Annotated in this window: 24 protein-coding genes and 1 pseudogene; 10 read left to right on the top strand and 15 right to left on the bottom strand. The window is 47.3% G+C overall.

Annotated elements, in window-relative coordinates; translation table 11 throughout:
* Nucleotides 1-2: 2 nt before the first annotated feature.
* The 4 genes from AC0IXI_RS09625 to AC0IXI_RS09610 all read right to left on the bottom strand — a co-directional run bounded on the left by AC0IXI_RS09625 (nucleotide 3) and on the right by AC0IXI_RS09610 (nucleotide 4252).
* Nucleotides 3-1091 carry an ABC transporter ATP-binding protein gene (locus AC0IXI_RS09625; RefSeq protein WP_471682319.1) on the bottom strand — a complete coding sequence of 363 codons (1089 nt, stop codon included), beginning with the start codon at nucleotides 1089-1091 and terminating at the stop codon, nucleotides 3-5.
* 10 nt (nucleotides 1092-1101) lie between these two features.
* Nucleotides 1102-1941, bottom strand: coding sequence for a carbohydrate ABC transporter permease (locus AC0IXI_RS09620; RefSeq protein WP_064511992.1), 840 nt, complete (start codon nucleotides 1939-1941; stop codon nucleotides 1102-1104).
* A gap of 10 nt (nucleotides 1942-1951) precedes the next feature.
* Nucleotides 1952-2836, bottom strand: coding sequence for a carbohydrate ABC transporter permease (locus AC0IXI_RS09615; protein WP_157092028.1), 885 nt, complete (start codon nucleotides 2834-2836; stop codon nucleotides 1952-1954).
* A 123-nt stretch (nucleotides 2837-2959) separates the two neighbouring features.
* Nucleotides 2960-4252 (bottom strand): ABC transporter substrate-binding protein, encoded by a 1293-nt coding sequence (locus AC0IXI_RS09610; protein ID WP_471682318.1) that lies wholly within the window; start codon nucleotides 4250-4252, stop codon nucleotides 2960-2962.
* 616 nt (nucleotides 4253-4868) lie between these two features.
* Between AC0IXI_RS09610 and AC0IXI_RS09605 the strand changes: the two genes are divergently transcribed.
* The 3 genes and pseudogenes from AC0IXI_RS09605 (at nucleotide 4869) to AC0IXI_RS09595 (ending at nucleotide 9679) form a co-directional block, all read left to right on the top strand.
* The gene (locus AC0IXI_RS09605) at nucleotides 4869-6098 is read left to right on the top strand and encodes an alginate lyase family protein (protein ID WP_413499011.1); all 1230 of its coding nucleotides are present in this window, start codon (nucleotides 4869-4871) and stop codon (nucleotides 6096-6098) included.
* Nucleotides 6099-6118: 20 nt separating this feature from the next.
* Nucleotides 6119-8136 (top strand): annotated as a pseudogene (locus tag AC0IXI_RS09600) (heparinase II/III domain-containing protein).
* A gap of 199 nt (nucleotides 8137-8335) precedes the next feature.
* A complete protein-coding gene (locus AC0IXI_RS09595) occupies nucleotides 8336-9679 on the top strand; it encodes an anaerobic C4-dicarboxylate transporter (protein ID WP_471682317.1) in 1344 nt (447 codons plus the stop codon).
* 212 nt (nucleotides 9680-9891) lie between these two features.
* On the opposite strand, the gene AC0IXI_RS09590 is transcribed toward AC0IXI_RS09595, so the two are convergent.
* Nucleotides 9892-10143 carry a DUF2766 family protein gene (locus AC0IXI_RS09590; protein WP_034496127.1) on the bottom strand — a complete coding sequence of 84 codons (252 nt, stop codon included), beginning with the start codon at nucleotides 10141-10143 and terminating at the stop codon, nucleotides 9892-9894.
* Between the two features lie 170 nt (nucleotides 10144-10313).
* Between AC0IXI_RS09590 and AC0IXI_RS09585 the strand changes: the two genes are divergently transcribed.
* Nucleotides 10314-10886, top strand: a complete 573-nt coding sequence (locus AC0IXI_RS09585) for a sugar O-acetyltransferase (RefSeq protein ID WP_471682316.1) — start codon at nucleotides 10314-10316, stop codon at nucleotides 10884-10886.
* A 16-nt stretch (nucleotides 10887-10902) separates the two neighbouring features.
* Here the strand turns inward: AC0IXI_RS09585 and AC0IXI_RS09580 are convergent, their stop codons facing one another.
* The 6 genes from AC0IXI_RS09580 to azuC form a co-directional block, all read right to left on the bottom strand.
* Nucleotides 10903-11880: an ABC transporter ATP-binding protein gene (locus tag AC0IXI_RS09580; RefSeq protein ID WP_134186717.1), complete on the bottom strand. Its 978-nt coding sequence runs from the start codon at nucleotides 11878-11880 to the stop codon at nucleotides 10903-10905.
* Nucleotides 11867-12850, bottom strand: coding sequence for an ABC transporter ATP-binding protein (locus AC0IXI_RS09575; RefSeq protein WP_064511999.1), 984 nt, complete (start codon nucleotides 12848-12850; stop codon nucleotides 11867-11869). Before AC0IXI_RS09575 ends, AC0IXI_RS09580 begins: the two co-directional genes overlap by 14 nt.
* Nucleotides 12843-13688: an ABC transporter permease gene (locus AC0IXI_RS09570; RefSeq protein WP_064512000.1), complete on the bottom strand. Its 846-nt coding sequence runs from the start codon at nucleotides 13686-13688 to the stop codon at nucleotides 12843-12845. The genes AC0IXI_RS09575 and AC0IXI_RS09570 overlap by 8 nt, the downstream gene beginning before the upstream one ends.
* 4 nt (nucleotides 13689-13692) lie before the next feature.
* Nucleotides 13693-14646 carry an ABC transporter permease gene (locus AC0IXI_RS09565; protein ID WP_064512001.1) on the bottom strand — a complete coding sequence of 318 codons (954 nt, stop codon included), beginning with the start codon at nucleotides 14644-14646 and terminating at the stop codon, nucleotides 13693-13695.
* Between the two features lie 95 nt (nucleotides 14647-14741).
* Nucleotides 14742-16334 carry an ABC transporter substrate-binding protein gene (locus AC0IXI_RS09560; protein ID WP_134186713.1) on the bottom strand — a complete coding sequence of 531 codons (1593 nt, stop codon included), beginning with the start codon at nucleotides 16332-16334 and terminating at the stop codon, nucleotides 14742-14744.
* A 201-nt stretch (nucleotides 16335-16535) separates the two neighbouring features.
* Nucleotides 16536-16619, bottom strand: coding sequence for a stress response protein AzuC (azuC, locus tag AC0IXI_RS09555; RefSeq protein ID WP_115628089.1), 84 nt, complete (start codon nucleotides 16617-16619; stop codon nucleotides 16536-16538).
* Between the two features lie 216 nt (nucleotides 16620-16835).
* Between azuC and AC0IXI_RS09550 the strand changes: the two genes are divergently transcribed.
* A complete protein-coding gene (locus AC0IXI_RS09550; protein WP_064512003.1) occupies nucleotides 16836-18254 on the top strand; it encodes an MFS transporter in 1419 nt (472 codons plus the stop codon).
* A 54-nt stretch (nucleotides 18255-18308) separates the two neighbouring features.
* The gene (locus AC0IXI_RS09545) at nucleotides 18309-18575 is read left to right on the top strand and encodes a hypothetical protein (RefSeq protein ID WP_424222285.1); all 267 of its coding nucleotides are present in this window, start codon (nucleotides 18309-18311) and stop codon (nucleotides 18573-18575) included.
* Between the two features lie 77 nt (nucleotides 18576-18652).
* Here the strand turns inward: AC0IXI_RS09545 and AC0IXI_RS09540 are convergent, their stop codons facing one another.
* Together AC0IXI_RS09540 and AC0IXI_RS09535 are read right to left on the bottom strand one after the other, a co-directional pair.
* Nucleotides 18653-19291: an RpiB/LacA/LacB family sugar-phosphate isomerase gene (locus tag AC0IXI_RS09540; protein ID WP_424222286.1), complete on the bottom strand. Its 639-nt coding sequence runs from the start codon at nucleotides 19289-19291 to the stop codon at nucleotides 18653-18655.
* A gap of 162 nt (nucleotides 19292-19453) precedes the next feature.
* Complete coding sequence (locus AC0IXI_RS09535) at nucleotides 19454-20608, bottom strand: methyl-accepting chemotaxis protein (RefSeq protein WP_134186707.1); 1155 nt, start codon at nucleotides 20606-20608, stop codon at nucleotides 19454-19456.
* Nucleotides 20609-21000: 392 nt separating this feature from the next.
* Between AC0IXI_RS09535 and yecR the strand changes: the two genes are divergently transcribed.
* From yecR to galE, 4 genes are all read left to right on the top strand, one after another.
* A complete protein-coding gene (gene yecR / locus AC0IXI_RS09530) occupies nucleotides 21001-21294 on the top strand; it encodes a YecR family lipoprotein (RefSeq protein ID WP_342446873.1) in 294 nt (97 codons plus the stop codon).
* A gap of 228 nt (nucleotides 21295-21522) precedes the next feature.
* Complete coding sequence (ftnA, locus tag AC0IXI_RS09525) at nucleotides 21523-22020, top strand: non-heme ferritin (protein ID WP_064512007.1); 498 nt, start codon at nucleotides 21523-21525, stop codon at nucleotides 22018-22020.
* A gap of 287 nt (nucleotides 22021-22307) precedes the next feature.
* Nucleotides 22308-23231, top strand: coding sequence for a glucosamine inositolphosphorylceramide transferase family protein (locus tag AC0IXI_RS09520; RefSeq protein WP_471682315.1), 924 nt, complete (start codon nucleotides 22308-22310; stop codon nucleotides 23229-23231).
* Nucleotides 23232-23336: 105 nt separating this feature from the next.
* A complete protein-coding gene (gene galE / locus AC0IXI_RS09515; protein ID WP_471682314.1) occupies nucleotides 23337-24353 on the top strand; it encodes a UDP-glucose 4-epimerase GalE in 1017 nt (338 codons plus the stop codon).
* A gap of 107 nt (nucleotides 24354-24460) precedes the next feature.
* Here the strand turns inward: galE and AC0IXI_RS09510 are convergent, their stop codons facing one another.
* Nucleotides 24461-25852: a DUF4832 domain-containing protein gene (locus AC0IXI_RS09510; protein WP_471682313.1), complete on the bottom strand. Its 1392-nt coding sequence runs from the start codon at nucleotides 25850-25852 to the stop codon at nucleotides 24461-24463.
* 38 nt (nucleotides 25853-25890) lie between these two features.
* Nucleotides 25891-26298, bottom strand: a complete 408-nt coding sequence (locus AC0IXI_RS09505) for a hypothetical protein (protein WP_413498811.1) — start codon at nucleotides 26296-26298, stop codon at nucleotides 25891-25893.

Here is a 26298-nt window from a genome sequence, read left to right as displayed (position 1 = left end):
CCTTAATGGCATGCTACTCGTTGCCCGCTTTCGGCATCAAATATATGAATACCGGTCAGTTTGGGTTGTAGCCATACCGTTTCACCTTCCTGAACATTTAAGCGTTGCTTAAACACCGAGGTAAATGAACCACCTCCAGTGTTACAGAACAATTGCATATCAGAACCGGTGTTTTCGATGGCGGTAATGGTCGCTTTTAGTGCCCCATTACCCTCGCCTTCTTCCACAACATTGACCTGCTCCGGGCGAATCGCATAAACCACTGTCTGTTGCGGTTTTACCTGCATACCCGGCGGCAAGCTTAGCAGGGAGCCATCGGCGAGGCGCAGCATCATTTCACCATTTTGTAGCATGACTTCACCTTTTAACTGATTGATTTCAGGAGAACCAATGAATCCTGCCACGAATAGATTTGCCGGGCGGTCATACAACTCCAGCGGGCTACCCACCTGTTCAATACGCCCTTCATGCAACACCACAATCATCTGCCCCATCGTCATGGCTTCAATTTGATCGTGAGTGACATATACAGATGTCGTTTTCAGGCGGCGGTGCAATTCACGGATTTCCCCACGCACCTGGGTGCGGAGTTTTGCATCGAGGTTTGAGAGTGGTTCGTCGAACAAAAACACCTGTGGATTGCGTACAATCGCACGCCCCATTGCTACACGCTGGCGCTGGCCACCCGAAAGATCTTTTGGCAAACGGTCGAGTAAGACGCCTAATCCCAGAAGATCGGCTGCGGCCTCAACCTTACGGCTGATTTCTGCTTTTGGCAGCTTCGCCATTTTTAACGCGAAGCCCATGTTTTCGCGCACGGTCATCTGCGGATAAAGTGCGTAGCTCTGGAATACCATCGCAATATCACGCAGTTTCGGCTCAACGTCGGTCACATCTTTTTCGTTGATGGCCACCTCACCGCCCGTTATCTCCTCAAGTCCGGCAATCATGCGTAATAACGTTGATTTACCGCAGCCACTTGGGCCCACCAGCACACAAAACTCGCCGTCAGGGATAGTGAGAGAAACATCTTTAATGACATGTGCATCGCCATAAGATTTACAGACATTCTTCAGTACAACGGAACCCATGAGATTCTCCTTATCCTTTGACCGCACCGGACATAATCCCGCGGTTGAAATGTTTTTGCAGACCGAGATAAACGATGATGCTTGGCAACATCGCCAGAAGCGTAATGGCTATAAATATGTTCGGGGTGATACTTTCATCGGTACGCAAGCTGCCGAGAATCACTGGAATAGTGTTCAGGCTGTCGTGGTTGACGACAATTAGCGGCAGCAGGTACTGGTCCCAAATCATGATGAAGCCAAACGTGACTACCGTGCCTAGAGCAGGTTTCACCAACGGCAAAATGACGTGGAAGAAGATTTGCCATTCATTCGCACCATCGATGCGTGCGGCCTCTTCTAGCTCTTTGGGAATAGCGGCCATGAATTCGCTCAGCACGAAGATGGAAAATGCCCAACCCACTACCGGCATGATCATCCCTAGATAGGTGTTATAGAGCGACGCATCAATCAGCGGCAGCTTCCAGTTGATTATCATGTACAGCGGAATAGCGATGACTTCTTCCGGCAACATCATGGTGGAGAGGATCACAAGACTCACCAGCGACACGCCGATGAACTTTTTACGCGCCAGGGCATAAGCAGCAAGCGCACTCACCGACACCTGCAAAATGGTGCCGACAAAAACGACAATCATTGAGTTAAGCAGATATTGCCAAACGCCAATGTCGTTCCAGGCGAATATAAAATTCTCCAACGAAAACTCATTAGGCCATGCCAGCAACTCGCCCGGTTTGACCGGTGCCCCGCTAAATGCAGTAGCAACAATGCCCCAGAATGGCCCAACGAATACAATCAGCAACAAGCCATAAATCATCCAGCGGCCTGCGATATCCCAACGTTTACCTAACATCGGTGGCTCCTTAATAACGGGCAATACGCTTTTTCAACGTGAGGTGACAAATCGTCAACAGCACGGTGAAGGCGAATAACAGGAACGACACCGCCGAAGCATAGCCGTAGTCAAATTGCTCAAATCCGAGTTTGTAGATATGGGTCATGATCATTTCAGTGGCGTTAGATGGCCCACCGCCGGTTGTGGCATACACTTCTGCAAACACACGGAACCCACGAATAAAGGAGAGCATCAACACGACTGAAATCGCCGGGATCATCCCGGGCAGCGTGACGTAACGCAGACGGTTCCACCAGTTCGCGCCATCAACGTTTGAGGCGTCATATAAATCGCGGCTAATGCCTGCCAGGCCTGCGATAAAGATAACCATGTTGTACGGCACCGCTTTCCAAATATGCAGCAACATGATGACCCACAGAGCCTGGTCTGAACTTGCAAGAAATCCCTGGTCGGCAATACCAAACCAGCTCAGGATGTGGTTCATCACACCATTCGGAGTTGGGTTAAACAAGATTCGCCACATTTCGGCGACGATAGCCGCACTGGTTACCGCGGGCAGGAAAATGGCGGTGCGGATAAAACGCAGATGACGAGCGGGCCCTTCAAGTAACATGGCGAGGAAAAATGCCAGTACTGCTCCAACCACCATGGTCACCACGACATAAAGGAAGGTATTGAATACCGCAGCATGGAGTTCAATATCGGCAAAAGCGCGGGCAAAATTGGTAAATCCCACCCATTCGTCTGGTTGATTGAAGTTCACCTTGTAGAAACTCATCACCAGGCCTTGCAGCATGGGGATAAATTTAAACCAGGTGAAGATGACCAGTGCCGGAGCAAGAAACATCCACGGCACCAGATTCCGTTTCTGGCGAGAAGTTAACATCGTTATTTTCACTCTATAAAGATTCAGGCTGTGACTGAGTGTCAGGTGACGCTTCGCTTACCCGATCTACATTTCGGGGCATGCAGATGGATAAGCGTAAGAACCGTTCACCGAATTCAAAAATCAAACTTATTTCGCCAGCACCTGCTGTTTATCAAGCTCGGCATTGACCTTCTCATTGGTCGCTTTCAGTTCGGCTGCAATATCACCATTACAGTCAGCCAGAATACGGTTGAAGCCATCGGCGGTTATCTGACGAATTGGCGTCCAGTTAGGCACTTGCGGCACATAACGCCCGTGTTCAGCGTAAAGTTTGGCGAAGGTTGCCCAACGTGCATCGTCATATACAGTCTGGATATCAACCTGTTTATTCACAGGTAAGCGCACCACCGGCATGTGTTTCGTGCCTTTGCCCATACCGATTTCTTGCCCTTCCTGGGAGATCATAAATTCGATGAACTTCCGCGCGGCTTCTTTATTCTTGCTACTTTTCATCATGAAGACAGTGGTGCCTTCGGCAAGAGTCGCACTACTTTTCGGCCCTTCGAGGGTCACGACTTCAAACTTGTCTTTACCAGGATCTTTATCAAACAATGCAATGTGATACGGGCCGGTGAAGAACATACCGGTCTGGCTTGAGCGGTATGATGGGATAATGTCTGCGGTTGTCGCGTTGATAGCACCAGGCTGAACAACTTTGTCGCACAGCATTCCTCGCATAAATGCCATGGTTTCAGCGGCAGCTGGCTCATCAAGCGAGGCTTTGAATTTACCCTTGCCTGATTCGCGAATGAAATCACCACCTGCCTGCCATAAAAATGCGCTCATAAACCAGCTGGCGTAACCACGCGTGGTGGAACCCGGCAACAAAAAGCCGTAGGTATCGTTTTTACCATTGCCGTCCGGGTCTTGTGTGGTAAAGGCTTTAGCCAGCTTTGCCACATCACTCCAGGTTTTGGGCTCAGGCATACCCAGTTTTTCACGCCAGTCTTTGCGAACAAACAGCGCAAAGGTTTGGGCAGAAGTGGGCACCCCATAGAATTTCCCATCGGTGTAGCGAGTACTTTCCCAGGCTGTAGGATAAATATTTTCGCCACCTGCAATGGATTTCGGATCTATTTCATCAGCTATTCCGAGTTGGATGAACTGACCAATGGCTACCGCATCATTGAAGATCAGATCGGGCAATGCGTTGCCTGCAGCGGCACGAGCAAGGCGCTGTTCAAAGTCTGTCGTAGCATTAAAATATTCGATTTTAATGCCTGTCTTCTTCTCAAAAGTTTCAGCCTCTTGCTTGTAAATATTTTTAGAATCATTGCTGGCACGGATCCAGACATTTAGTGTTTCAGCCGCAAATGTTTGCGAAGCACTAAAACCGAGGGCGGAGATCAGTAATACGGATTTTAATTTTGTGGAAAACATTTATATTCACGTCCTTATTTTAAGAGATTTGATTATTGAGGAAATGGAGTGAAGCAGATTATTTCAAGAATGAAAAAAGGCTGCGGAGTAATTAAATAGAATGCATGAGGTAAAAACAACGGGGCGAAACAGAAATAGCGTTTCATAATGTAGAAGTGTGCTTCAGGTCACGCAGCAAAGTCAGTCAAAAACCTCAGTTAAAAACATAACCATTAAATTCAATGAATTACATAAATAAAAAATACTCGTAACATTTGAAAAATAATTTAAAACCATTGATTTACGTGACTCCAGCCTCACTTTCTGAGGCTATTTACCCTTGAAAGCGTTAATTTGATGTGAGTCACATAAAAATTCATTCTGTCTCTTACACTGCGCACTCGGCATCATAAATATTATTCCCAATCTTATATTTTACGAATTAACAGTGCCTCTATAGATATATACCCAAAATAATTCAAGATGCAGGAAGGCGGCAAGAGAACGAGTCCCGATGAGCTTACTCAGGTAAGTGATTCGGGTGAGTAAACGTAGCCAACGCACATGCAACTTGAAGTATGACGGGTATAAATAACCAGATATTATTCCATTGGTGGACGGAGAAAATATGCGCCCGATGAAACCCATTTTATTGTCTTGCTTGTCATTACTTTCGTTAGCGGTTGCTAGCGTATTAACAGCATCGCCACTGTACGCCGCTGATGCACATCCATTGCAAATCAAACTTGATGATTTACGTTACAGCCAACAACAGCTTGCGGCGAGAAACCCTGAGTTTCTTGGCGCATATGAAAAGCTCATTGCCGGGGCTGACAAAGCGCTGGGCAAACCACTCTACTCGGTTATGGATAAGACTCTGACAGCCGCAAGTGGTGACAAACATGATTACTACAGCTTCCCTCCATACTGGTGGCCCGATCCGAACAAAAAAGATGGTCTGCCTTATATTCGTAAGGATGGTCAAACCAACCCGGATGCCAACAGCGACGCCACGGACAAAAAGCGCCTGGTGAATATGAGCAATGACGTTTGGACACTGTCGCTTGCATGGCAATTTACCCAAAAGCCAGCCTATGCCGAAAAAGCACGTGACCAGTTACTGAACTGGTTCGTTAATCCTGACACGCGCATGAATCCTAACCTACAACACGCTCAGGCGATCCCTGGGATTAATGACGGACGTGGAATTGGACTCATCGACAGCCGCGCATTGGTGGAAGTCATCGATGCCGTGGAGTTACTACGCCCGGCTAACGTGATTAGTGATGATGAGTATCAAAAAATTAAACAGTGGTATGGCGATTTCTACCACTGGATGACAACCAGCCAAAATGGTTTTGAAGAAGATAATTGGCACAACAACCACGGCACTTACTTTGATTTGCAGGCAGCGTCTTTTGCACTGTTTAGTGGCGATCTCGCTGCGGCTAAAAATCGTCTGCAAATCACCCAACTGCGTCGTATTCCCGCTCATTTCGACAGAGATGGCCGCCAGATGGCGGAAATTGAGCGTACTCGTCCCTGGCATTACAGCAATTTCCACCTGGAAGCCTACAACAAACTTGGCCGCCTTGGAGAAATCGCGCAGGTGGATGTCTGGAACTTCACCCTTGATGACCGAAGCCTGCGTAAAGGTTACGCCTATGTCGCCAACTATGTTCACAACAATGAGCCATGGCCGTGGAAAGATATCGACAAAATGGATGATGAAAAAGCGTTAGTGAACATGGTCAGTGCGGCTCGTGCATGGCCAGATGACAGCGCCTTTGCCGAAAAAGCACAATGGCTAATGGCAAAATATCCTGATGATATCTCCCATCTTATTACCCCATTAAAACAACACTGAAAGAGAGTAAGGATCGAGCGATGAAGCAGTTCACCACGCAACAACTTATTCTCCTTCGCCAACGCATGACCCAGCAGCCTGAAATAGTGGCGCAGTTGATTGCCGAAAATACCGTGGTGCTTAACAACCCGGTCAAAGTGCCGGAAACCGCACGGGCAACCTGGAACCTCTACTATTTCTGCCCGGATCACGGAGTCAGACTGAAGTGGGATCGTCACACCCCAACCTCCCATTGCTGCCCGGTTGATGGGCAGTCGTTTAGCGGAGAACCCTATGACGGAGCCTGGTGGCGCGAGCTAAATGGGCTGAATGCCAAAGCCTGCCACCAGCTTGGCTTGCTGTGGCAACTCACAGGTGAACAAGGTTATCTGGATAAGGTCCGCGAACTGTTAATGCGCTATGCCGAGTTTTACCCGGGCTACGAAATCCACGGTGGTATCCCTTACAACGGCCCCGGAAAAATGAACGCACAGACGCTGTGCGAAGCCAATTGTATGCTGGATTTCACCCTCGGCTATGATTGCATCGCTGAAGCTTTGTCCGCGCAGCAGCGTGAATACATTACTAGCCGCTTATTACGCGAAGGTGCGCAATTCCTAATGGCCCATCGCACTGCCCAATTGCATAACCATGAGGTAAAAATCGGCTGTGCCATAGGGGTTCTCGGCTTTGTTCTCGAAGATGAGGCCTTGCTGGAATTTGCGGTAAATCAGCCTTACGGGCTGCGCTATCAACTTGAACATGGTCTGTTTGAAGAGGGACTGTGGTTTGAAGGGTCCATTCATTATCACTTCTACGCACTACAAGGATTCCTGGCATTCGAAAAGTTGGCTATTGGTTCGCGCTGGAGCTTGCTTGATGAGCCTTTCTATAAAAAAATGCTCAGCTTCCCTCTTGCGCTACTGATGCCCGATGGCACCTTTCCACGTATCAATGATTGTATCTATGGCCAGGAAAAGCTCGATCATAGCCATCTGTATGAGTTTGCCTGGTATTACTACCAGGATGAGCGATACGCCGCGGCGCTAAAGGCTATTCGCCAGCAGTATCCAATGCCCCATTTTGATACCTTTGTTTACGACTCGTCACTGCCAGAGAAACTGCCGGAACTGATTCCTGAGTGTCACCTACACGCTCCAAATTGCGGCCTGACTATCTGGCGCAACTCGCAAAAAAACGCGCATTACTGATAAAACACACGCCATTCGGCGGTGAACATGACCACTATGACCGCCTGAATATCCTGCTTTTTAATGGTGGGAAAGAGATCCTCCCCGATCTGGGCACCACCGGTTACGGCGCGCCCATGCATTATGCGTATTACAAAAATAGCGCCACCCACAATACGATCACGGTAAATCAAACCAACCAACCGCCTGCTGTGCCTGTGGTGCATCATTATCACGAAAGTGATGCATTTTGCTGGCTGGATACTGGAGTAGACTGGCGGCAAATTCCCCCGGATCTCGATAGCCATACGCGTGTGCAGTGGGATAGCGAAGCCTGGCGCGATGTGCGTTTTCGCCGTCGTTTACTGTGGCTGGATAACGCGATTATTGATATCAGCACTGTGCAAAACCCGCACAGCCAACAAATTGACTGGACGTTGCATCTTCAGGGTAAAGCGCTGGATAGCGAGGGAGAATGTGCGCAATTTAGCACTCAAGGCCCTCTGGTGATTATGAAGGATGCCCGTTGCGTACAGTTAATCAATAGTCAGCCACGTCACTTCGCCACCCCTCATAATGGACAAGCGTTATGGCTGTACGGTCATGCTGAGTTATGGCAAGGAAATGCTCCTGATAACCCGGCGGTTCAAGATCTGAGCTATCTGGTTCTGCGTAGCAAAGAACAAACCTCTCAGTTCATTTGCGTCTGGGATTTTGACCATCAACAACCGATCACCGATATGCACGTCACGCCGGATTCTAACGGTATGACTATCCAACTCAGACGTGGAGAAAGAACCTTACTAGTTGATCTTTGTGAAGAATATGCAGTACTCCCACAACTTAAAACCTCACATATTCCCTTTTAAATTGCTGGGCGGATGCTTCTCCGCCCAACTCAATTAAACGCTTAATTTGCCAGGTTGGCATAGATACCGTCCATTAAATTGTTGACTTTTTGTTATAATCAATTGTTTTAATTGAGTTTTAACAAATCCGATCTACGTCTCAATGGTAATCCTTACAATCTGTAATGCTTTATACGATTGAATTTTAAAAGGGATTGTCATGATTACTATTGAATTTATTGTCATTATTTTATGCCTGCTGGTCGGGACTCGCTTTGGCGGGATGGGGCTTGGTTTAATCAGTGGAATTGGGTTGTTTATCCTGACTTTCATTTTTGGCCTTGAACCAGGAAAGCCGCCCGTTGATGTAATGCTCACCATTCTTGCCGTAATCGGTTGTGCAGCTACATTGCAAACCGCGGGCGGCCTGAATGTCATGATGCAGTTTGCTGAACGCCTACTGCGTAAACACCCGCAACACATCACACTGCTTGCTCCTTTCACTACCTGGATGCTGACGTTCCTGTGTGGAACCGGGCATGTGGTCTACACCATGTTCCCGATTATCGCCGATATTGCGCTAAAAAAAGGGATTCGCCCGGAGCGCCCAATGGCGGTGGCATCTATTGCTTCGCAGATGGCGATTACCGCATCGCCTGTCTCCGTCGCCGTAGTTTCCCTAATCTCAATTCTGGCCGCTAACCATGGCATTGGTCATGCCTGGGGCATTCTCGATATTCTCTGTGTTTCCGTTCCCGCATCGTTATTTGGCGTGTTAATTGCTGCACTGTGGAGTTTGCGTCGCGGTAAAGATTTGCAGGACGATAAAGAGTTTCAGGAGAAGCTCAAAGACCCAAAACAGCGTGAATTTATTTACGGCAGCAGCGAAACGCTGATGGACCAGGTGTTCCCAAAACAAGCCTACTGGTCAACCTGGATTTTCTTTGCTGGGATCCTGGTGGTGGTGTTACTGGGTGCGATCCCATCGCTGCGTCCGGCGTTTGAAATCAAAGGCGCGTTAAAACCGCTATCAATGAATCTGGTTATCCAGATGATGATGCTGATTGCGGGTGCCGTAATGTTGATAGTCTGCAAAGTAAATGCATCCGCTATCTCTAATGGTGCGGTATTTAAAGCCGGGATGGTGGCGATTTTCTCGGTGTTTGGTGTCGCCTGGATGAGTGATACCTTCTTTCAGGCACACCTTGAAGAGCTGAAAATGGCACTGGAAGGCGTGGTGAAAAGCCACCCGTGGACTTATGCCATCGTGCTGTTTTTGGTTTCTAAACTGGTAAATAGCCAGGCGGCTGCGTTAACAGCTGTGGCACCGATGGGATTGATGCTGGGTGTTGAGCCGAAAATGCTGATTGCCTTCTTCCCGGCATCTTACGGCTACTTTGTCCTACCTACCTATCCGAGTGATCTGGCATGTATTGGCTTTGACCGCTCGGGCACCACGAAGATTGGTAAATTCATCATCAACCATAGCTTCATTTTACCAGGGTTGATTGGCGTGAGCTGTGCTTGTGCGGCGAGTTATATGCTGGTGATGACGTTCTTCTAAAAATACCCGTAATACTTCAAGTTGCCTCTTTGTTGGCTGCATTCACTCACCCGACAAATCTGCAGGAGCAGATTTGAACGCTGTTTACAGCGCCCCGAAGGGGTGAGGCCCATGGACGGGCCGAATAATCACTTACTTTAGTAAGCTCATCGGGATTTGTTCTCTTGCCGCCGCGATGCAACTTGAATTATTAGGGTATTTAACGGATGAAATTAATGCGCTTCGTTCTGTGGCGTAAACTTCAACTCAATCAAGCTAATCGCTTTCTGAATTGCGCGGCGGGTCACCGGATCTGCCGCTGCCGGATGAGTGGCGAAATCAATGGTCTTTAATTGATTAGCCATTTTTTCGCGCACTTCTACCGGTGCAATCACATCAATTACATCCAGAATTTGCTTAATCACCAGCTGGCATGCCACCACATCGGAAACCAGTTCCTGGTCGGCAGATAATTGTTCAGACATCATTTCTCTCCTGTTTCACAATGGGCGACATAGTACATTTCTGCACGCTGAAACGGTATCGGTAATCGACATCCCATTACTTTATTCGCGCAGCGAATTTTGTGGCTTTTACAACAGTATTTTTATGGTCACACGATTAGAATGCTGCCAATAAACATAAGGGCAGAACAATGACAGAACATGAAAAATTGCTGGCGGGTTTGCATTACAACACCCGAGATCCTGAATTGCTCGGGATGTATCACAACGCACGGGCGGTAACCAAACAATTGGCACAGCTGGATTCTCATGACTTTGAAGCCAAACTTATGCTGCTGCGTGAAATGCTGGGTGGTTTTGGTGATGAAAGTTGGATTGAATTACCGTTGTGGTGTGACTACGGAAAGCACGTCACCATTGGCCGTAACTGCTTTATAAATACCAATGTGGTGTTTCTTGACTGTAATACCGTGACGATTGGCGATAACACATTGGTAGGGCCAAATGTTCAGTTCTACACCCCTGTACATCCGCTGTCGGCGAAAGAGCGCCTGACCGGAGATCCCGATTATCCATTCCTGACCAGCGCCAAACCGATTGTTGTTGGCAGCAATGTCTGGATTGGCGGCAATGTGGTTATTTTACCGGGTGTGACGATTGGTGATAACACCACGATTGGCGCGGGAAGCATTGTCAGCAAAGATATTCCTGCTGGTGTGCTGGCAATGGGGCAACCATGCAAAGTAGTGCGGGAGCTTGAATAAGCTCCCCCGCTATTAATCACGAGTTTTCAAACAACCAACACGCAACCCGATGCCCAGGTGAAATCTCTTGCATCACCGGGCTTTGGCTTTGGCATTTATCCATCGCCCTTGGGCAGCGATTGCAGAATTTGCAACCTGGCCAGTCGCTCATGGCACTTGGTAATTCGCCTTTAATGCCACCTTGATCAAGCATTTGCACATGCGGATCGGCCACCGGGATTGAGGCAAGAAGTGCCCTGGTATAGGGATGCGCAGGCTCTGTATATAGAGTTTCAGCCGGTGCTTCCTCAACCAGAGTGCCAAGATACATCACACCAATTCGGTCTGAAATATGGCGCACCATGGACAGGTCATGTGCAATAAACAGATATGTCAGCCCCAATGCCTGCTGCAAATCCTGCAAGATATTAACCACCTGCGCCTGCACGGATACATCCAGTGCCGACAGTGGTTCGTCGCAAAGCACAAACTCAGGGTTTACTGACAGAGCTCGGGCAATACTTATACGCTGCCGCTGGCCACCGCTAAACTCATGCGGGAAGCGGTTTAAGTGTTCCGCTTTTAACCCCACTTTTTCCAGCAGTTCAAGTGTGCGGGTTTCGCGCTGTTGTTTACCATAACCATGGATTTTCATCGGCTCGGCAATTAATTGCGCGACAGTCATGCCCGGGTTAAGCGATGAGTATGGGTCCTGAAAAATTGCCTGCATGCGACGGCGCAACGGTTTAAGTTGCTTGTCGCTCATCTTTGCAATGTCCTGGCCTGCAAACTCAATTTCGCCATCGGTAATATCAAACAGGCGCAGGACGCTGCGCCCAAGTGTTGATTTCCCGCACCCAGACTCGCCAACCAGCCCGTAGGTTTCACCTGGATAGATATCGAAACTCACGCCATCGACAGCTTTCACCGGTGGCGTTTTATTAAACCATCCCTGTTGGCTATGGAAATATTTGCGTAAGCCCTTTACACGGACTAATGGCTTAACGTCCTGCATTGTTCACCTCCGAATCCCATAACCAGCACATTGCCTGATGACCCTCTCCGGTTTGGTACATCGGAGGCAGGCTGCTACAACGATCCATGCGCTGCGGGCAACGTTCTGCAAACGGGCAACCAGGAGGTGGGTTGAGTAACCCTGGTGGCGAGCCTTCGATAGGTGACAAACGAGCGCTTGCCTCGCCTGGGCGCGGCAATGATGCCAAAAGCCCGCGGGTATAAGGGTGCGCTGGACGGTAGAAAATATCCTCCACGCTCCCCTGCTCCATCACAAGCCCACCGTACATCACCACCACACGTGAACAAACCTGGGCTACGACCCCAAGATCGTGCGTGATGAGCATAATTGCGGTGTCGGTTTGCTGTTGTAGTTGTTTTAGCAGGCGTAAAATCTGCGCCTGAATGGTGACATCCAGTGCAGTTGTTGGCTCGTCGGCAATCAGTAACGCCGGGTGGCATGAGAGTGCAATAGCAATCATCACGCGCTGGCGCATACCGCCACTGAACTCGTGCGGATACTGGTTGTAACGCTGCTCCGCATTACCAATCCCCACCTGCTGCAACATGGCAATCGACTTTTCTTTGGCCGCTTTTTTACTGAGGTTCTGATTGCGTATCAGGATTTCGCTCATCTGCTTGCCAATGGTCAGCACCGGGTTAAGTGCCGTCATGGGATCCTGGAAGATCATGGCAATATCGTTGCCACGAATATGGCGCATTTGTTCGGGAGTTTTACGGGCTAAATCTTCGCCCATAAAATGGACATGGCCGCCTACAACTTTACCGTTGCTACCCAACAGTTTGAGCACTGATTTACAGGTAACACTCTTGCCGCAACCTGATTCACCAACAATCCCTACCACTTCACCGCGTTTGACTGCAAAGCTTACACCGCGCACCGCCTTGACTTCCCCTTCGCGGGTGAAGAAGGACGTTTGCAGGTTATCGAGTTCCAGTAAGTTATTCATCGCGGTTAGCTCCGGGCTCAAAGGCAGTACGTAATACATCGCCCAATACGTTAAAACTCAGCACCGTCAGCAAAATAAGGACACCCGGGAACATCGCAAGCCATGTTGCTTCACCAATAAAGGATTGCGCATTGTTGAGCATGCTTCCCCATGAGGCATTTGGCTGCTGCACACCAAGTCCGAGGAAGCTCAGCGTCGACTCCATCAGAATTGCTGAGGCTATATTCAGCGTTGCCGCAACCATAATGGTCGGCAAAATATTCGGGATGATATGGCGCGCAATAATGATTAACGGATGCTCACCACACGCGCGGGCGTACACCACATACTCACGCTCTTTCACCGACAAGGTTTCAGCCCGCACCAGGCGCGACATATTCATCCAGGTCAATGCACTGATAATCAGGATGATATTGGCAATGCCGGGCTTCAGGTATGCGTTCAATACCAACAGCAGGAAAAAGGCTGGGATCGACATCAAAATATCGACTACCCGCATCATCAGGTTATCGATTCGCCCACCAAAATAGCCGCTGACAGTGCCTACCAGCGTGCCAATCAACGTTGAAAATATCATTGCCAGAAAACCGACCATTAACGAAATCTGGCCGCCGTATAAAGCGCGAGTGAAATAGTCACGTCCGTAGTCATCAGTTCCGAACCAGTGTTGCGCATCCGGTGGTGTGAGCCTTGCGGTCAGTGACATCTGGTTTGGGTCCCAGGGACTGAATGTTGCCAGTAATGCTGCAATGCTGAAAACGACCAGAACCAGAAGTGACAATTGAGCTGGACGATTACGTTTCAGGCCATGTTTAACTTGTTGCCAACGTCTACTCATCGTCTTACCTCAACGCCTTAATGCGCGGGTCTGCCACGCGATATAACATGTCAGCCAATAAATTGCCGACGATAAGCATCGTTGAAGAGAGCATGATCATCGCCATGATTAACGGGTAATCCAGGGAAGTTATCGACTGAATCCCCAACAGGCCCATACCTGGCCAGGAGAAGACGCTTTCAGTCACGTACGCCCCCACCACCAGCTCGCCAAAGGAGATACCAAAGAGTGTGATAACCGGCAGCAGCACGTTTTTAAGGACATGGCGGAATAGGATTGAACGACGTGTAGCACCGTATGCCAGCTGCGTTTGCACATAATCAGCCGACAACTGCGTAATGGTGTTGGAGCGGATGTAACGCACGTAATTGGAGAGGTTATAAAAACTCAGTGCAATGCACGGTAAAATACCGTGACGAACCACATCAAGCCACGAGTCTTCCATACCAATTGTTCGCATGCCCATACTCGGCAACCAGTTTAGCTGCACCGAAAACACGGTTATCAGCAAAATACCAAACCAGAAGATAGGCACCGAAATACCAATATAGGCAAACATATTCAGGAAGTGATCAAGCCAGCGGTGTTTGTAAGCGCCCGCCACTAAACCCAGCGGGATAGCCAACACCATAGCCAGAACTAGTGATGCACCCATCAGGCCAAGAGTTGCAGGAATGCGCTCGGCAATCATAGTTAACACAGGGCGATGGTAAATCAGTGAGTAGCCCAAATCCCCTTGCAGCACGTTTTTTAGCCACAACAGGTATTGCATAAACATGGGCTTATCGAGCCCCAGGCTGTGGCGGATACGCTCGATATCCTCCGGGCTCATACGCGGAGTAATATAAGCCTGCACCGGGTCGCCGGGAGCAAGTTTGACCAGCAAAAACGACACCAGCGAGATGAAGAACAGCATCGGCACCAGTTGGGCCAGGCGTCGGACTAACACATTGTTCATACTGCTTTCCAAAAAATAAGCCCCCAGAAGGGGAAAACTGTAGGGCGGGTAGCTTGCGTTACCCACCCTACGACTACCTCAGGGCAGTGTGTTCATTATTGTTGATAGATCTTCGACCAATCCTGGAACATATAAACAGGCTTAGGTTCAGCCTCTTTGGTTCCGGCAAAACGTTTATCTACCGCAACAACCGCATTGGTATAAGCAATTGGGTACCATGCCATGTCGTTTGCAACGGTCTGCTGGATTTGCTTATAGATTTCAGCACGTTTGGTTTTGTCAGTTTCAGTTGCGCCCTGGTTCCACAACGCATCGAACGCTGGGTTCTTGTAGTGGGCATAGTTATAAGCTTCGTTGCTCAGGTACAAAGACTTATAGCCATCAGGTTCCATACCCATGATGTAGCCACCCAGACTCAGCTCATAAGAGGTATTTTTCATATCCAGGCTGCGTTGCGACATGGCGTTAGCATCCAGTGGCATCAGCTCAACCGCAATACCCACGTTTTTCAGCTGCTGCTGAATATACAGCCCCATGCTTTCCTGAGTTTTATTGCTATTGATGTAGGCGAGGCGCAGTTTCAGATCGGCAGGCGTGCCCGCTTCTTTCAGCAATGCTTTCGCTTTTTCAACATCGTACTTGTAGGTTTCAACATCGTTGGTCTGATACAGCGTGTCTGGCGTCAGAATAGATGCGGCAGGTTGCGCATATTCCAGCGAAGAGAATGCAGCCTGAACCAGTTCATCTTTATTGATGGCATAAGCAATGGCCTGACGCAGTGCCTTGTTCTTCATACTGTCAATATTCTGGTTAAACGTCATATATGCCAGACGCCCTTCCGGGTAGATAACGAAGTCAAATTTACCGCTATTTTTCAAACGATTGACATCCTGCGGGTCAATCATCTTCATATTGATTTCGCCGTTTTGCAGCGCAAGATTGGCAGAGTTGCTGTCTTTAGCGAAACGGTAAGTCACAGTCTCAAGCTTCGGCTTGCCGTTCCAGTAATCATCAAAGCGTGTCAGCGAGTAATACTGCCCGGCGCGATATTCTTTGAATTTGAACGGGCCTGAACCGACTGGAGCATCGTTTTTGGTACTCTTTTCCAGATCGTCACTGTCATTAGCAAACACATGTTCTGGGATTGGGTAAATCTGTACCAGGGTGCCTACAAACGCAGCACTCACCTGTGGCAGAGTAAATTTCACGGTCAGGTCATCAATTTTGCTGACCTGAATTGGCTTATCGCCGTACACAAACATGCTGCGGAAGAAGCTGTGCTGTTTCTCATCAAGCAATTTGTTGAAAGTGAACACCACATCGCCTGCGGTAATAGGCTTGCCGTCTTGCCATTTCAAATTCGGTTTGAGTTTTAAGATGTATGAGAGGTTATCTTCTGAAGGCGTAAGACTCTCTGCCAGAGCCCATTCAATTTTATCGCCATTGAAGCTATAAAGCGGTGCGTATAGCGTCTGCATGATAGTCAGCGTAGTACGGTCGCTGGCATACAGTGGGTTCATCGCTAGCGGATCGCCGGTGGTCACGCCAACAATTAAATTGCCGCCATCCTGGGCTGCTTGTTTAGCCGGTGCAGGAGCAGCCGCAGTTTCAGTTTTTGCATTATCACAGCCAGAAAGGGCCAGGGCCAAAGAGGCAAACAGCGCAGATAACAACAGGGGTTTACGCATTTATTCACGGACTCCATCTCAATTAGAGACCGCATAGTGCACCAGCCATACCCACAATGTAAATAAGTGTAAAACGCATAACGTTATGCGAAATAGTGCTAAAGAAGAAATTGTGGATATAAAGATTAATATCGTGGGTAAAAAGGCAAATTTCAGACATAAAAAAACCTGCCGCAGCAGGTTTTTTTTCAAGCGGGCAGATTAAAACATGCCAGCCGGCGGTACATCTTTAAAAGTCTTGCAGTATTGCTCGAACATGCTTTTCAGGATTTTGCGCATTTTCATTGTGTGCTCCAGTTTTTTTGTTTTGCAGGTGTTGCTTGTTATGGGGCTAATAATAAGACATCCGTCACATAAATCAATAGTTTTGTGATGCGCATCACACATTTTCAGTGTGGATTTTACATCTTCGTCACACAAAATGGCTTGCATATCCACGACTTAACTGGTTAATTGACTCAACAATTTTTTAAAACATTATTTTAATTTTGAATTTCACTCATGACTAACTCCCCTTCTCCGGCAGCAAAGCGTGGCATTTCAGGAATGGCACTCCTGGTCGCTGGCGCTTTTTTTATGGAATTTCTCGATGGGACGGTCATTGCCACCGCGCTGCCGGAAATGGCCCGAACTTTTGGTGTTGATGCCGTTGATCTGAATATCGGTATGAGTGCCTACTTGCTGACTCTGGCGGTATTGATACCCGCCAGCGGCTGGATTGCGGACCGATTTGGCGCACGTAAAGTTTTCACCCTGGCACTAGGGATCTTCACCTTCGCCTCGGTACTGTGCGGCATGGCCAATACGATTGAGCAGTTTGTCGCGATGCGCATTTTACAGGGGGTCGGTGGTGCGCTAATGGTGCCAGTCGGGCGGTTGGCTGTGCTGCGTACAACCCCTAAGCATTTACTGATCACCGCGATTGCCACCCTCACCTGGCCCGCGCTGGTTGCTCCTATTATTGGCCCTCCTCTGGGCGGATTTATCACCAGCTACGCGTCGTGGCGTTGGATTTTCTATATCAACTTACCACTTGGGTTAATTGCCATGGCGCTGGCGTGGCGATTGATTCCCGATATTCATGATGATGACCGCCGCCCGTTTGACGGCATTGGTTTTACCGGCACTGCGGTGGCAATGATTAGCCTGGTGTACGGCCTGGAAATGCTTGGGCAATCGCAAATTAAGGTGCTGCCAACTGTGAGCTTGCTGGTATTAGGTGCAGCGGCGCTGTGGTTCTCACTGTGGCACTTTAAACACGCTAAGCACCCGATGATTCGCCTTGATGCTTTAAAGGTACAGACCTTTGGTGTGACGATGTACGGGGGCTCTTTATTTCGTACCTCCATCAGCGCGGTCCCTTTTTTATTGCCGTTGCTATTCCAGGTTGGTTTCGGAATGGATGCTTTTCATTCGGGCTTACTGGTATTGGCAGTCTTCGCCGGAAATCTCGCGATGAAACCTGCAACGACATCGTTAATTCGCGCATTAGGGTTCAAGAAATTACTCATTATTAATGGCCTTCTGAACGTCGCTTCTCTGCTGGCTTGTGCGTTTCTTACTCCGCACACCGCAGCATGGGCGACCATAGCAATACTCTTCTTTGGCGGGATGTTCCGTTCGATGCAGTTTACGGGCATAAGCACCCTCGCCTTTTCAGATGTGCCATCCACGCAAATGAGCTACGCCAACACGCTATTTAGTACCGCCACACAGCTTTCTGTAGGGCTGGGAATTACGCTTGGTGCGATAGGGATTCGTCTGGGGGAGAAAGTCAGTCAGTGGCTCGATTTAACTGCAATCCCAGGCATTTCTATCAAGATTTCTTTTGTGATGATTACGCTCATTTGCCTGGTAGGTTTGTTTGATCTGCTGCGTTTACCACACAATGCGGGTAGCAGTGTGTCGAAAAAACACTAACCCGGTCGCTGGCCTCAATTACACTTAACTATAGGTCAGGTGTGTGAGGCCACTATGAAACGCTTATCGATATTCTTACTGATGATGTTATCGCTGATAGGGTCTCAAGCTCTTGCTGTTGAGATCCAACCTCTTACCAACCCTTCTTTGCATAACCCTTATCCAAAAACCAGTGCTGTGCAGCAAGACTGGCCGGAAATAATGCCGGAGCAAGGAATAAACAGTAAACATTGGGATGAGCAGCATATGGCTGCCGAACATCAGAGGTGGCCGCAAGAGCCAGTTGCGCATTTTAGCGGGCGAATCGAAGGATGGCGCTAAAAGCGCCACGAGTTAAAGCGGTGTTGGCACAAAAAATACGGCCAGCAAAGGCTGGCCGTAAGCATGGCTAAAAGAGATTAAGCAAGGATTTCGCGTACGAATGCTTCAATATCTTTGTTCTGGCAGTTTTCGAAGAAACATTTCTGGAAGCGTTCGCCGGTCACAGCGGTTTTCACTAGTTCACGGTCGATAGAACGCAGGGTATCCAGGTAGTTTTCTTTAACAACTGCAGCTTTAACCTGGTTCAGGATACCGGCGTTACGAACCTGTGGTTCTTTACGCTCAATCGGGTAGCCTTCGCCTTTACGGCCAGTAAATGCTTTTTCAAACATGTAACGAACGTTGAGCTCAGCGCCCCAGCCGAAGCCTTTAGCGAATGCCAGTGACAACGCATTACCGTTGTTGATTTGTGAGAACAGGAATGCATCAGCAGGGTCCAGGCAGTAGCCACAAACCACACCTGGGTGGATGTTCAGAGACATCATTGCGCCCTGACCTGTGCCGCAACCGGTCACAACGAAATCTACAGCTTTAGAGTTCAACAGGATACTGGCCATAATACCGAGGTGGATGTAGGTCAGGTGGTGATCCTGCTCATCGCTCATACCTACGTTGTAAACCGGGTACTCTTTCTCAGCAGCAACCGCTTGCAACTCATTAAGAATGATTGCATTTTTGCCAGCCTGACTGTTTTCCATCATCAGTGCTATTTTCATTTCCGTCTCCTGATTGGGTCACGGGATTTTCCGTGGTGAATAGCTTTGGTATGCACTAACGATACTAGCTCACAAACACACTTTCAAATTTAATGAAATTTTGTTTTAAAAAATTAAGGTGCGCTCACACTTCTGTGTTCAACTGAGAGTATTCCCACATTTTCAGCCGGGTTTAGCGATGCGAAACATCGACACAATATCGTTAAGCTGGTGCGCTTGTTTTTCCAGTTCCACTGACGAAAGTGCAGATTGATGAACCAGATTGACGTTTTGCTGCGTGACCGCATCCATCTGTCTTACTGCAACCCCTACCTGCCCAATACCCTGGCTCTGCTCACCCGACGCATTGGCAATATCGCCCATAATATTGTTCACTTGAGTGACCGCATTCAGAATCTCCCCCATCGCTTCACCCGCTTTCTTCACCTGTTCAGAACCAGTATGAATGTTATCAACGGACTCTTTGAGCAAGGTTTCTATCTCTTTCGCCGCCACTGCACTACGTTGAGCGAGATTACGTACCTCACTTGCTACTACTGCAAAACCTCGCCCTTGCTCACCGGCCCGAGCGGCTTCAACTGCAGCATTCAACGCCAGAATATTGGTCTGGAAGGAGATGCTGTTAATCACGGTGGTGATATCGACAATTTTATGAGAGCTGCTGGTTATCGTCTCCATCGTGGTCATCACTTTTTTTACCGACTCCCCGCCGTTTACTGCCGTCTTAGTCGCATTTTTTGCAAGTACGCTCGCGTGGCTGGCATTTTCAGCATTCAGCGTAACCGTGCTACTCAATTGCTCCATGCTGGCAGTCGTTTCTTCTAACGCTGCGGCGAGTTGCTCAGAACGAGAAGACAATTCGTTGTTCACCTCAGCCACTTCCGTGGCATTTCCGCGAATGGTGTGAGCGCTGGAACGAATGTTGGAAACGGCTTTTTCCCAATTCGACTGCATTTTTTGGATCGGTGAAACCATCAAACCAATGCAGTTACTGCCTAAATCAGGTAATTGGGTTTCGAGTTCACCACGCGCAAGAATATGCATATGTGCGCGAATGTTCTCGACCGGCTTCACCAGGCAGAAATAAAGATAGCGCTCAGTTACCAACGTAATGGCAATGCTTGCTAACACCGAAGCCCCGAGCAAGAAACGAACGATACCGATCCACATTTCTTGTTGCGCATTCAGTACCAGGTTTTGTTGCAAATCATGTAAAAACCACAGCGCCAGCCCGGAAACACCGAGCCACGCCACTGACGAGAAGATCAGTATCAGCACCACCATGACGCGGATTTTGATATTACGAATAAACTTCATGTTTTGTATTTTCCTGGTGAAATAATAAAAAGTCTTTCCTGCACCAGCTGTAGTCACCTCAGCTCCGTTTATTCGGTTTTTGTATACCAATACTGAGAGAAGACCGTGCATTACCAGTATTGTCGGCACGATTCAGCCAAACTTGATGGCAGTTGTGATCAAAATTTAATCACACCACAAATATTGGTGATGCCCATTTTCACCATTATTAAGCCCCAAAATTTATGTTAGGAAAATCCATTTACCTCGCCCTAATCGAAATTAAACAGCTTTATGCTGTTGGTCATTTTTCATTTTTGTGCGTGCTAAAATCATTAAAAAATCATTCGAGCATCAGAATAATGAAAACTGTTTATTTAATTTTAACCACGGCGTTATTAGCTGGATGTACGGTGAATAAAACGCCTGTGCCCGTAAAAAGTAGTGAAGTGGTGGGTGTGGTTCGTCTGGGATTTGACCTTGCGCCATTACAAACGGCGAAAGTGGATACTTATGTTGCGCAATCAGCAGCCAGCCACCAATGCCAGCAGTGGGGTTATATCGCCGCATATCCTTACGGAGAGCCAATCAAAACCTGTAGCGTGACCAGTGGCTCTGTGTGCCTGAGCCAAAAAGTAACGCTTGAGTACCAGTGTCGCGGAGTGGGAATGGAGCGGTATCTGAAAGATGAGAGTGTTGTTCAATAATAGAACAATCACCTTAACGTCATTAAAATTAGGGTTAGCTAAGATTTATCTTCTGACCCATAAATAAACAGTAATAATTCTTATTTTCAGAACGAATTAATTATAAAAAAGAAACAATATTAACAACCATTCTCATTACAATAATATAATTAACAATTCCTTTGCATTATAGAAATAATAAAATTAAAGTAGCGACATTGTTAAATATACATTCTCGTGGAGCGCACCATGCTAAAAGCTGAAATGATCGAAAAACTTAACGAACAAATGAATCTTGAGCTTTATTCCTCCCTGCTTTATCAACAAATGAGTGCCTGGTGCAGCTACCATAGCTTTGAAGGGGCTGCCGCTTTCCTGCGTCGCCATGCTCAGGAAGAGATGGAGCATATGCAGCGTCTGTTTTCTTACCTGACTGACACTGGAAGCTTGCCACGCATAAATGCGGTCCCGGCACCAGACCATGACTACTCATCTTTAGATAACCTGTTTAATGCCACTTACGAACATGAGCAGTTAATTACTCGCAAGATTAATGAATTGGCTCATGCTGCGATGACATCTCAGGACTATCCAACTTTCAACTTCCTGCAATGGTATGTTTCTGAACAACATGAAGAAGAGAAACTGTTCAAGTCCGTACTGGATAAATTAAGTCTGGTTGGAAAAAGCGGCGAAGGTCTGTATTTCGTAGATAAAGAGCTTTCTACCCTCGATACTCAAGCTTAATAAATATTCCCGGCAAGTATATCTTGTACTTGCCGGTTCTCCTTAACTAAAACTCCCCTCTCCCTTCAGTAATCCCTGATAATCACTTTTCCGCTAAAAACCTTACTCTGTGGCGGATATCTGTTAAGCGTCTATACTCCAATTCAGCACCTTCTCATGTCAGTTTTCTATGGCTACTTGCTGGTGCAATGAGCTGCTCCACACATCGATTGTTAAGCATTATTTATAATAATAAGCGTCATGTTTTTCCTGTTACTTGCAATAACTAATATGGACAATATGATAAAATGTTAAGTAAAAACAATAAATTAATTAGAAAGTTATTTTTCCATGAATCATGGGATATTATGATCATCAAAAATAACTCTCATTCTTTTCCTGAAAATACCCTGGATATTTTAAATAATTCACAAGCAAAATTACTGAAGAAAAAATATACCTTCCAGGCAGATCCTTTTATTATAGAGAAAGATAATAAACTCTACCTTTTCTATGAAGCACTTAGCTTTCTAAATTCTAAAGGCATTCTCAGATGTCGGATTCTTGACGATAAACTTAATGAGATTCAGGATATCAAACTAGAAGGGTTTGATGATTTAAAGTGCCATTTATCCTTCCCATATCTTTTTTATCTTAATGATAATCTGTTTATGATTCCTGAGTCTTCAGAGCGAAAAGAAGTGATACTCTTCCAATCCACTGAGTTTCCCACTCGCTGGAAAAAGGTGAAGGTGCTAATTTCTGACGCTGAATTTACCGATAATATATTCTTCACCTTAGAGAATACCTGTTACCTCATTTCTACCACACTTAACAATGAGATGGTTATTCACACTGCAGATCAAATACTCGGTGAGTGGAAAAAAATAAACCCGTCTTTAAAACTGTGCAACCACCATCACCGTGGGGCCGGTGCTTCTTATTTTATCAATGATAAGAAATATATCCTCACTCAAGAATGCACATCTGACTCTTACGGGAAATCCATTTTTATCAAAGAATTAATCACCATCAATCCACTGATTTTTGAGGAGAAACTGGCGGCACATGTCACACCTGAAATCAACCAAAGCGCAGGTATTCACACGTTAAACTTTTCGAATAACCATCTTGTTTATGACACCAAAAATTGGGTATTCAGCCTTTTGTCTCCTTTAAAAAAAGTTTTATTTAAGGCTTGGGTTAAATACCGTAAAAAATCGTTTGCCTGAATATACATAAGAAAAATCCATCGACCGGTGCTAGGTTTTCAATAGTTGACAGTAAATTAAGCACCGAATACCACACTAGTTTTGTAATATTTATCTGGAGATATTATGGCAATTCTTGTAACAGGTGGTGCTGGCTATATAGGCTCCCATACTGTATTGGCTTTACTGGAAAGAGGTGATGAGGTCATCGTTATCGATAATCTCTCTAACTCATCTCAAGAATCTTTAGTCCGGGTTGCAGAGTTAACAGGAAAAAACCCTACTCTCTATGTTGCTAATGTTTTAGATAAGAATATTTTGAGAACTATTTTTTCAAAACATTCGATTACTGATGTGATTCATTTTGCTGGTTTAAAATCTGTTGGTGAATCAATTAAAAAACCACTGGAATATTATGAGAATAATGTTACTGGCACAATAGTGTTACTTAGTGAGATGCTAAATGCCGGTGTAAATAGCCTCATCTTCAGTTCATCGGCAACCGTCTATGGGAATCCCGAAAAAGTGCCGTTGAGCGAAGATTGCCAGACTGGCGGCACCACAAACCCTTATGGCACATCCAAACTTATGGTTGAGCAGATTCTGCGTGATTTCTCCCTCGCACAACCGGAGTTTCGCATTACCTGTTTGCGCTATTTCAATCCGGTTGGCGCTCATCAATCGGGGCGAATTGGCGAAGATCCTAACGGTATTCCAAATAATCTGGTTCCCTATATTTCACAAGTGGCAATCGGCAAACTGAAGTGTCTGTCGGTATATGGCAATGATTACCCTACACCTGATGGCACAGGCGTTCGCGATTATATCCATGTGCTGGACTTAGCAAGTGGACATCTGGCGGCATTGGATCATCAAAATGAGGGTGCATCTTTTAAAGCGATAAATCTGGGTACTGGCGTGGGTTATTCCGTCATTGATCTCATTGAGGCATTTGAAAAAACATCTCAGACTAAGATTAACTATAAGATTGTGGAACGCAGGGCCGGTGATATTGCGGAATGCTGGTCAGATTCATCTTTAGCAAAACAAACATTGGGATGGCAGGCCACGCGAACGATTGATGAAATGATGCGTGATACCTGGAACTGGCAGAAAAATAATCCGAATGGTTACAGCTCGTAGTATGGCGAGGCCCGCGAATGGACCAAGTATTGCCAACGCATATGCCGCTTAAAGTATGACGGGTATTTACACTCTGAGTCTGTCTTGACAGACTCAGAGCCAATTAATCACTGAACATTTAACTTAGAAATCCGATACCAGCTACCACTACGTTTCCCTTCGTTAGCCAGATTAATTCTCGATTTCCCCGTCCCATCCAGTATTGCCACTTCGATATAATACTGCCCATCAGCCACCGTCCCAGGTATTGGCAGTTGATATGCGATTGGCCGCTTTCCGGGTAACCAGGTGCGAATATCATCACTGGTTTTCCCCTGAGCAATGACTTTGTTCAACTCGTTGACCACACGCCATGTCACGTTGTATTTCAGGTAAATGGGTGCGATACCGTCATTTGCCCACTGACTATTAAGCGTCAGAACACCACCTTTCGCGACAGCAGAATTATGGCTCAATGAGACTAAACGAAAACGATAACCAAGCCTGGTCAGCGCCTGGTCGACAATGCCGCGATACTCTTTTGGCACCGCCCGTGACTTCAAATTAATCGTACTGGCGTGTTGTGCGATGGCCCAGTCAAATGTGCGTTGCACTTCGGTAAGACTGTAATGTTGCTCGGTTTTCCACTCCGGCATGTACCCGCAGATTTCGAAACTCACAGGTGCTCGTTTCCAGGCATCATTGAAACCGGAATACGCAGCTTGAGCCGCCTCTAAGCGCTGCGGATAATCATCTTCCATCAGATTCCAGGTTGCCGAAAAGTTACGCCAGTCACCCAAACAATCAGCCCGCCAGCCTGCGCCCTGCTTCACGGCGCTGACCAGGTTGTCGCCACCGGCAATCAGCATAATTTTCGGTGTTTTTGGAAACGCGGTAAAATGCATTCTGACGTACTGTTCTAATTGCGCTGGTGTGTAGCGTTTATCGAGCGGTTTAAGTGAGGGGAAATTGCTGTTGTGCCACTCTCCCCACGACCCCACCATGCCGATATCAAGGTATGCCAGGTTTTCATTTCCATCGTAGTGCTTGCCGAAAGCATTGAGCAGGCGCTGGCTGTATTGCAGAAATACTGGGTCATCGAGATTGGGGACGAAGGTTTTTCCGTCTGAAGTCCATACGCCCTTAACTTTTTTAATCAACCAGTCAGGGATTTTTGAACCGCTTTCCGGGCCATCGAGGGCCATAAAGCGCAGCCCGACGTTCATCGCGGGCGTGTGCATCGCTGCGAATTTAAAAGCGTCGTCAACCAATGCGTAGTTAAATTGCCCTTCAACCGGTTCAAGCTCGCTCCAGTAGAAGCGTTCGTATTCAATGCCGGGATTCGGGTAGTCGGCCTCAGTGTGTTGCTCGCCGTAACCCTGGTGAAAACTGGCGATGCCCATGCCTGGGTTAGTGAGTGGGCCTGAGAGTGCCTTAGGTGTAACGACTGTCATCGACTCAGCCAGTACGGCTCCCGGAACGACCATGCACATCAACGCTATAAAAGTTTTAATATTCATGAGACTCCGTTATCCGTAGAGGGTTAATGAGCCAAAAGCTATTTGTTCCTCAGACTGAGCCACCAGTCCCAAATCCCAACATGGAAATCATGAATGAGATCAATGCCTACGGCAGACTTAATCATATATAGCGTGAGTAACACGCAGAGCGTTGCGAACAGCAAGCCTGAAAGGATCAAAATCGTCACGACGATGCGCACCAGTGTGGATTCTTTGCGTAGTCGCTTGCGGAAATCTCGCCCTAACAAAAAGACCAGATAATAGCGCCTGCCAAAAAATGGGAAGCTCTTGCGGACATCGATGCGATGACGTGACGACAACGTGACTGAAACTATCGCATCTTCTATATCCTGCTTTTGTTCAGCAGTCAGTTGTGCCTGGGTTTGCTCATCAAGCACTTCATAAAAACGATCAAGTACGAGTGGGCGTCTGGTTGAATTGCTCAA

Source organism: Buttiauxella sp. AC038 (genome assembly GCF_979253565.1).
Note: the sequence above shows the minus strand (reverse complement) of the source record. Positions and strands in the feature narration are given on the sequence as shown.

Excerpts from the sequence above, each read along its gene's own strand:
- AC0IXI_RS09535 (WP_134186707.1), bottom strand. The coding sequence starts at position 20,608 with ATGAAGTTTATTCGTAATATCAAAATCCGCGTCATGGTGGTGCTGATA.
- AC0IXI_RS09565 (WP_064512001.1), bottom strand. The coding sequence starts at position 14,646 with ATGAACAATGTGTTAGTCCGACGCCTGGCCCAACTGGTGCCGATGCTG.
- AC0IXI_RS09550 (WP_064512003.1), top strand. The coding sequence starts at position 16,836 with ATGACTAACTCCCCTTCTCCGGCAGCAAAGCGTGGCATTTCAGGAATG.
- AC0IXI_RS09610 (WP_471682318.1), bottom strand. The coding sequence starts at position 4,252 with ATGTTTTCCACAAAATTAAAATCCGTATTACTGATCTCCGCCCTCGGT.
- AC0IXI_RS09625 (WP_471682319.1), bottom strand. The coding sequence starts at position 1,091 with ATGGGTTCCGTTGTACTGAAGAATGTCTGTAAATCTTATGGCGATGCA.
- AC0IXI_RS09590 (WP_034496127.1), bottom strand. The coding sequence starts at position 10,143 with ATGTCTGAACAATTATCTGCCGACCAGGAACTGGTTTCCGATGTGGTG.
- AC0IXI_RS09570 (WP_064512000.1), bottom strand. The coding sequence starts at position 13,688 with ATGAGTAGACGTTGGCAACAAGTTAAACATGGCCTGAAACGTAATCGT.
- AC0IXI_RS09560 (WP_134186713.1), bottom strand. The coding sequence starts at position 16,334 with ATGCGTAAACCCCTGTTGTTATCTGCGCTGTTTGCCTCTTTGGCCCTG.
- AC0IXI_RS09620 (WP_064511992.1), bottom strand. The coding sequence starts at position 1,941 with ATGTTAGGTAAACGTTGGGATATCGCAGGCCGCTGGATGATTTATGGC.
- AC0IXI_RS09540 (WP_424222286.1), bottom strand. The coding sequence starts at position 19,291 with ATGAAAATAGCACTGATGATGGAAAACAGTCAGGCTGGCAAAAATGCA.
- AC0IXI_RS09580 (WP_134186717.1), bottom strand. The coding sequence starts at position 11,880 with ATGCAGGACGTTAAGCCATTAGTCCGTGTAAAGGGCTTACGCAAATAT.
- AC0IXI_RS09510 (WP_471682313.1), bottom strand. The coding sequence starts at position 25,852 with ATGAATATTAAAACTTTTATAGCGTTGATGTGCATGGTCGTTCCGGGA.
- AC0IXI_RS09585 (WP_471682316.1), top strand. The coding sequence starts at position 10,314 with ATGACAGAACATGAAAAATTGCTGGCGGGTTTGCATTACAACACCCGA.
- azuC (WP_115628089.1), bottom strand. The coding sequence starts at position 16,619 with ATGAAAATGCGCAAAATCCTGAAAAGCATGTTCGAGCAATACTGCAAG.
- AC0IXI_RS09575 (WP_064511999.1), bottom strand. The coding sequence starts at position 12,850 with ATGAATAACTTACTGGAACTCGATAACCTGCAAACGTCCTTCTTCACC.
- galE (WP_471682314.1), top strand. The coding sequence starts at position 23,337 with ATGGCAATTCTTGTAACAGGTGGTGCTGGCTATATAGGCTCCCATACT.
- AC0IXI_RS09545 (WP_424222285.1), top strand. The coding sequence starts at position 18,309 with ATGAAACGCTTATCGATATTCTTACTGATGATGTTATCGCTGATAGGG.
- AC0IXI_RS09605 (WP_413499011.1), top strand. The coding sequence starts at position 4,869 with ATGAAACCCATTTTATTGTCTTGCTTGTCATTACTTTCGTTAGCGGTT.
- AC0IXI_RS09595 (WP_471682317.1), top strand. The coding sequence starts at position 8,336 with ATGATTACTATTGAATTTATTGTCATTATTTTATGCCTGCTGGTCGGG.
- AC0IXI_RS09520 (WP_471682315.1), top strand. The coding sequence starts at position 22,308 with ATGTTAAGTAAAAACAATAAATTAATTAGAAAGTTATTTTTCCATGAA.
- ftnA (WP_064512007.1), top strand. The coding sequence starts at position 21,523 with ATGCTAAAAGCTGAAATGATCGAAAAACTTAACGAACAAATGAATCTT.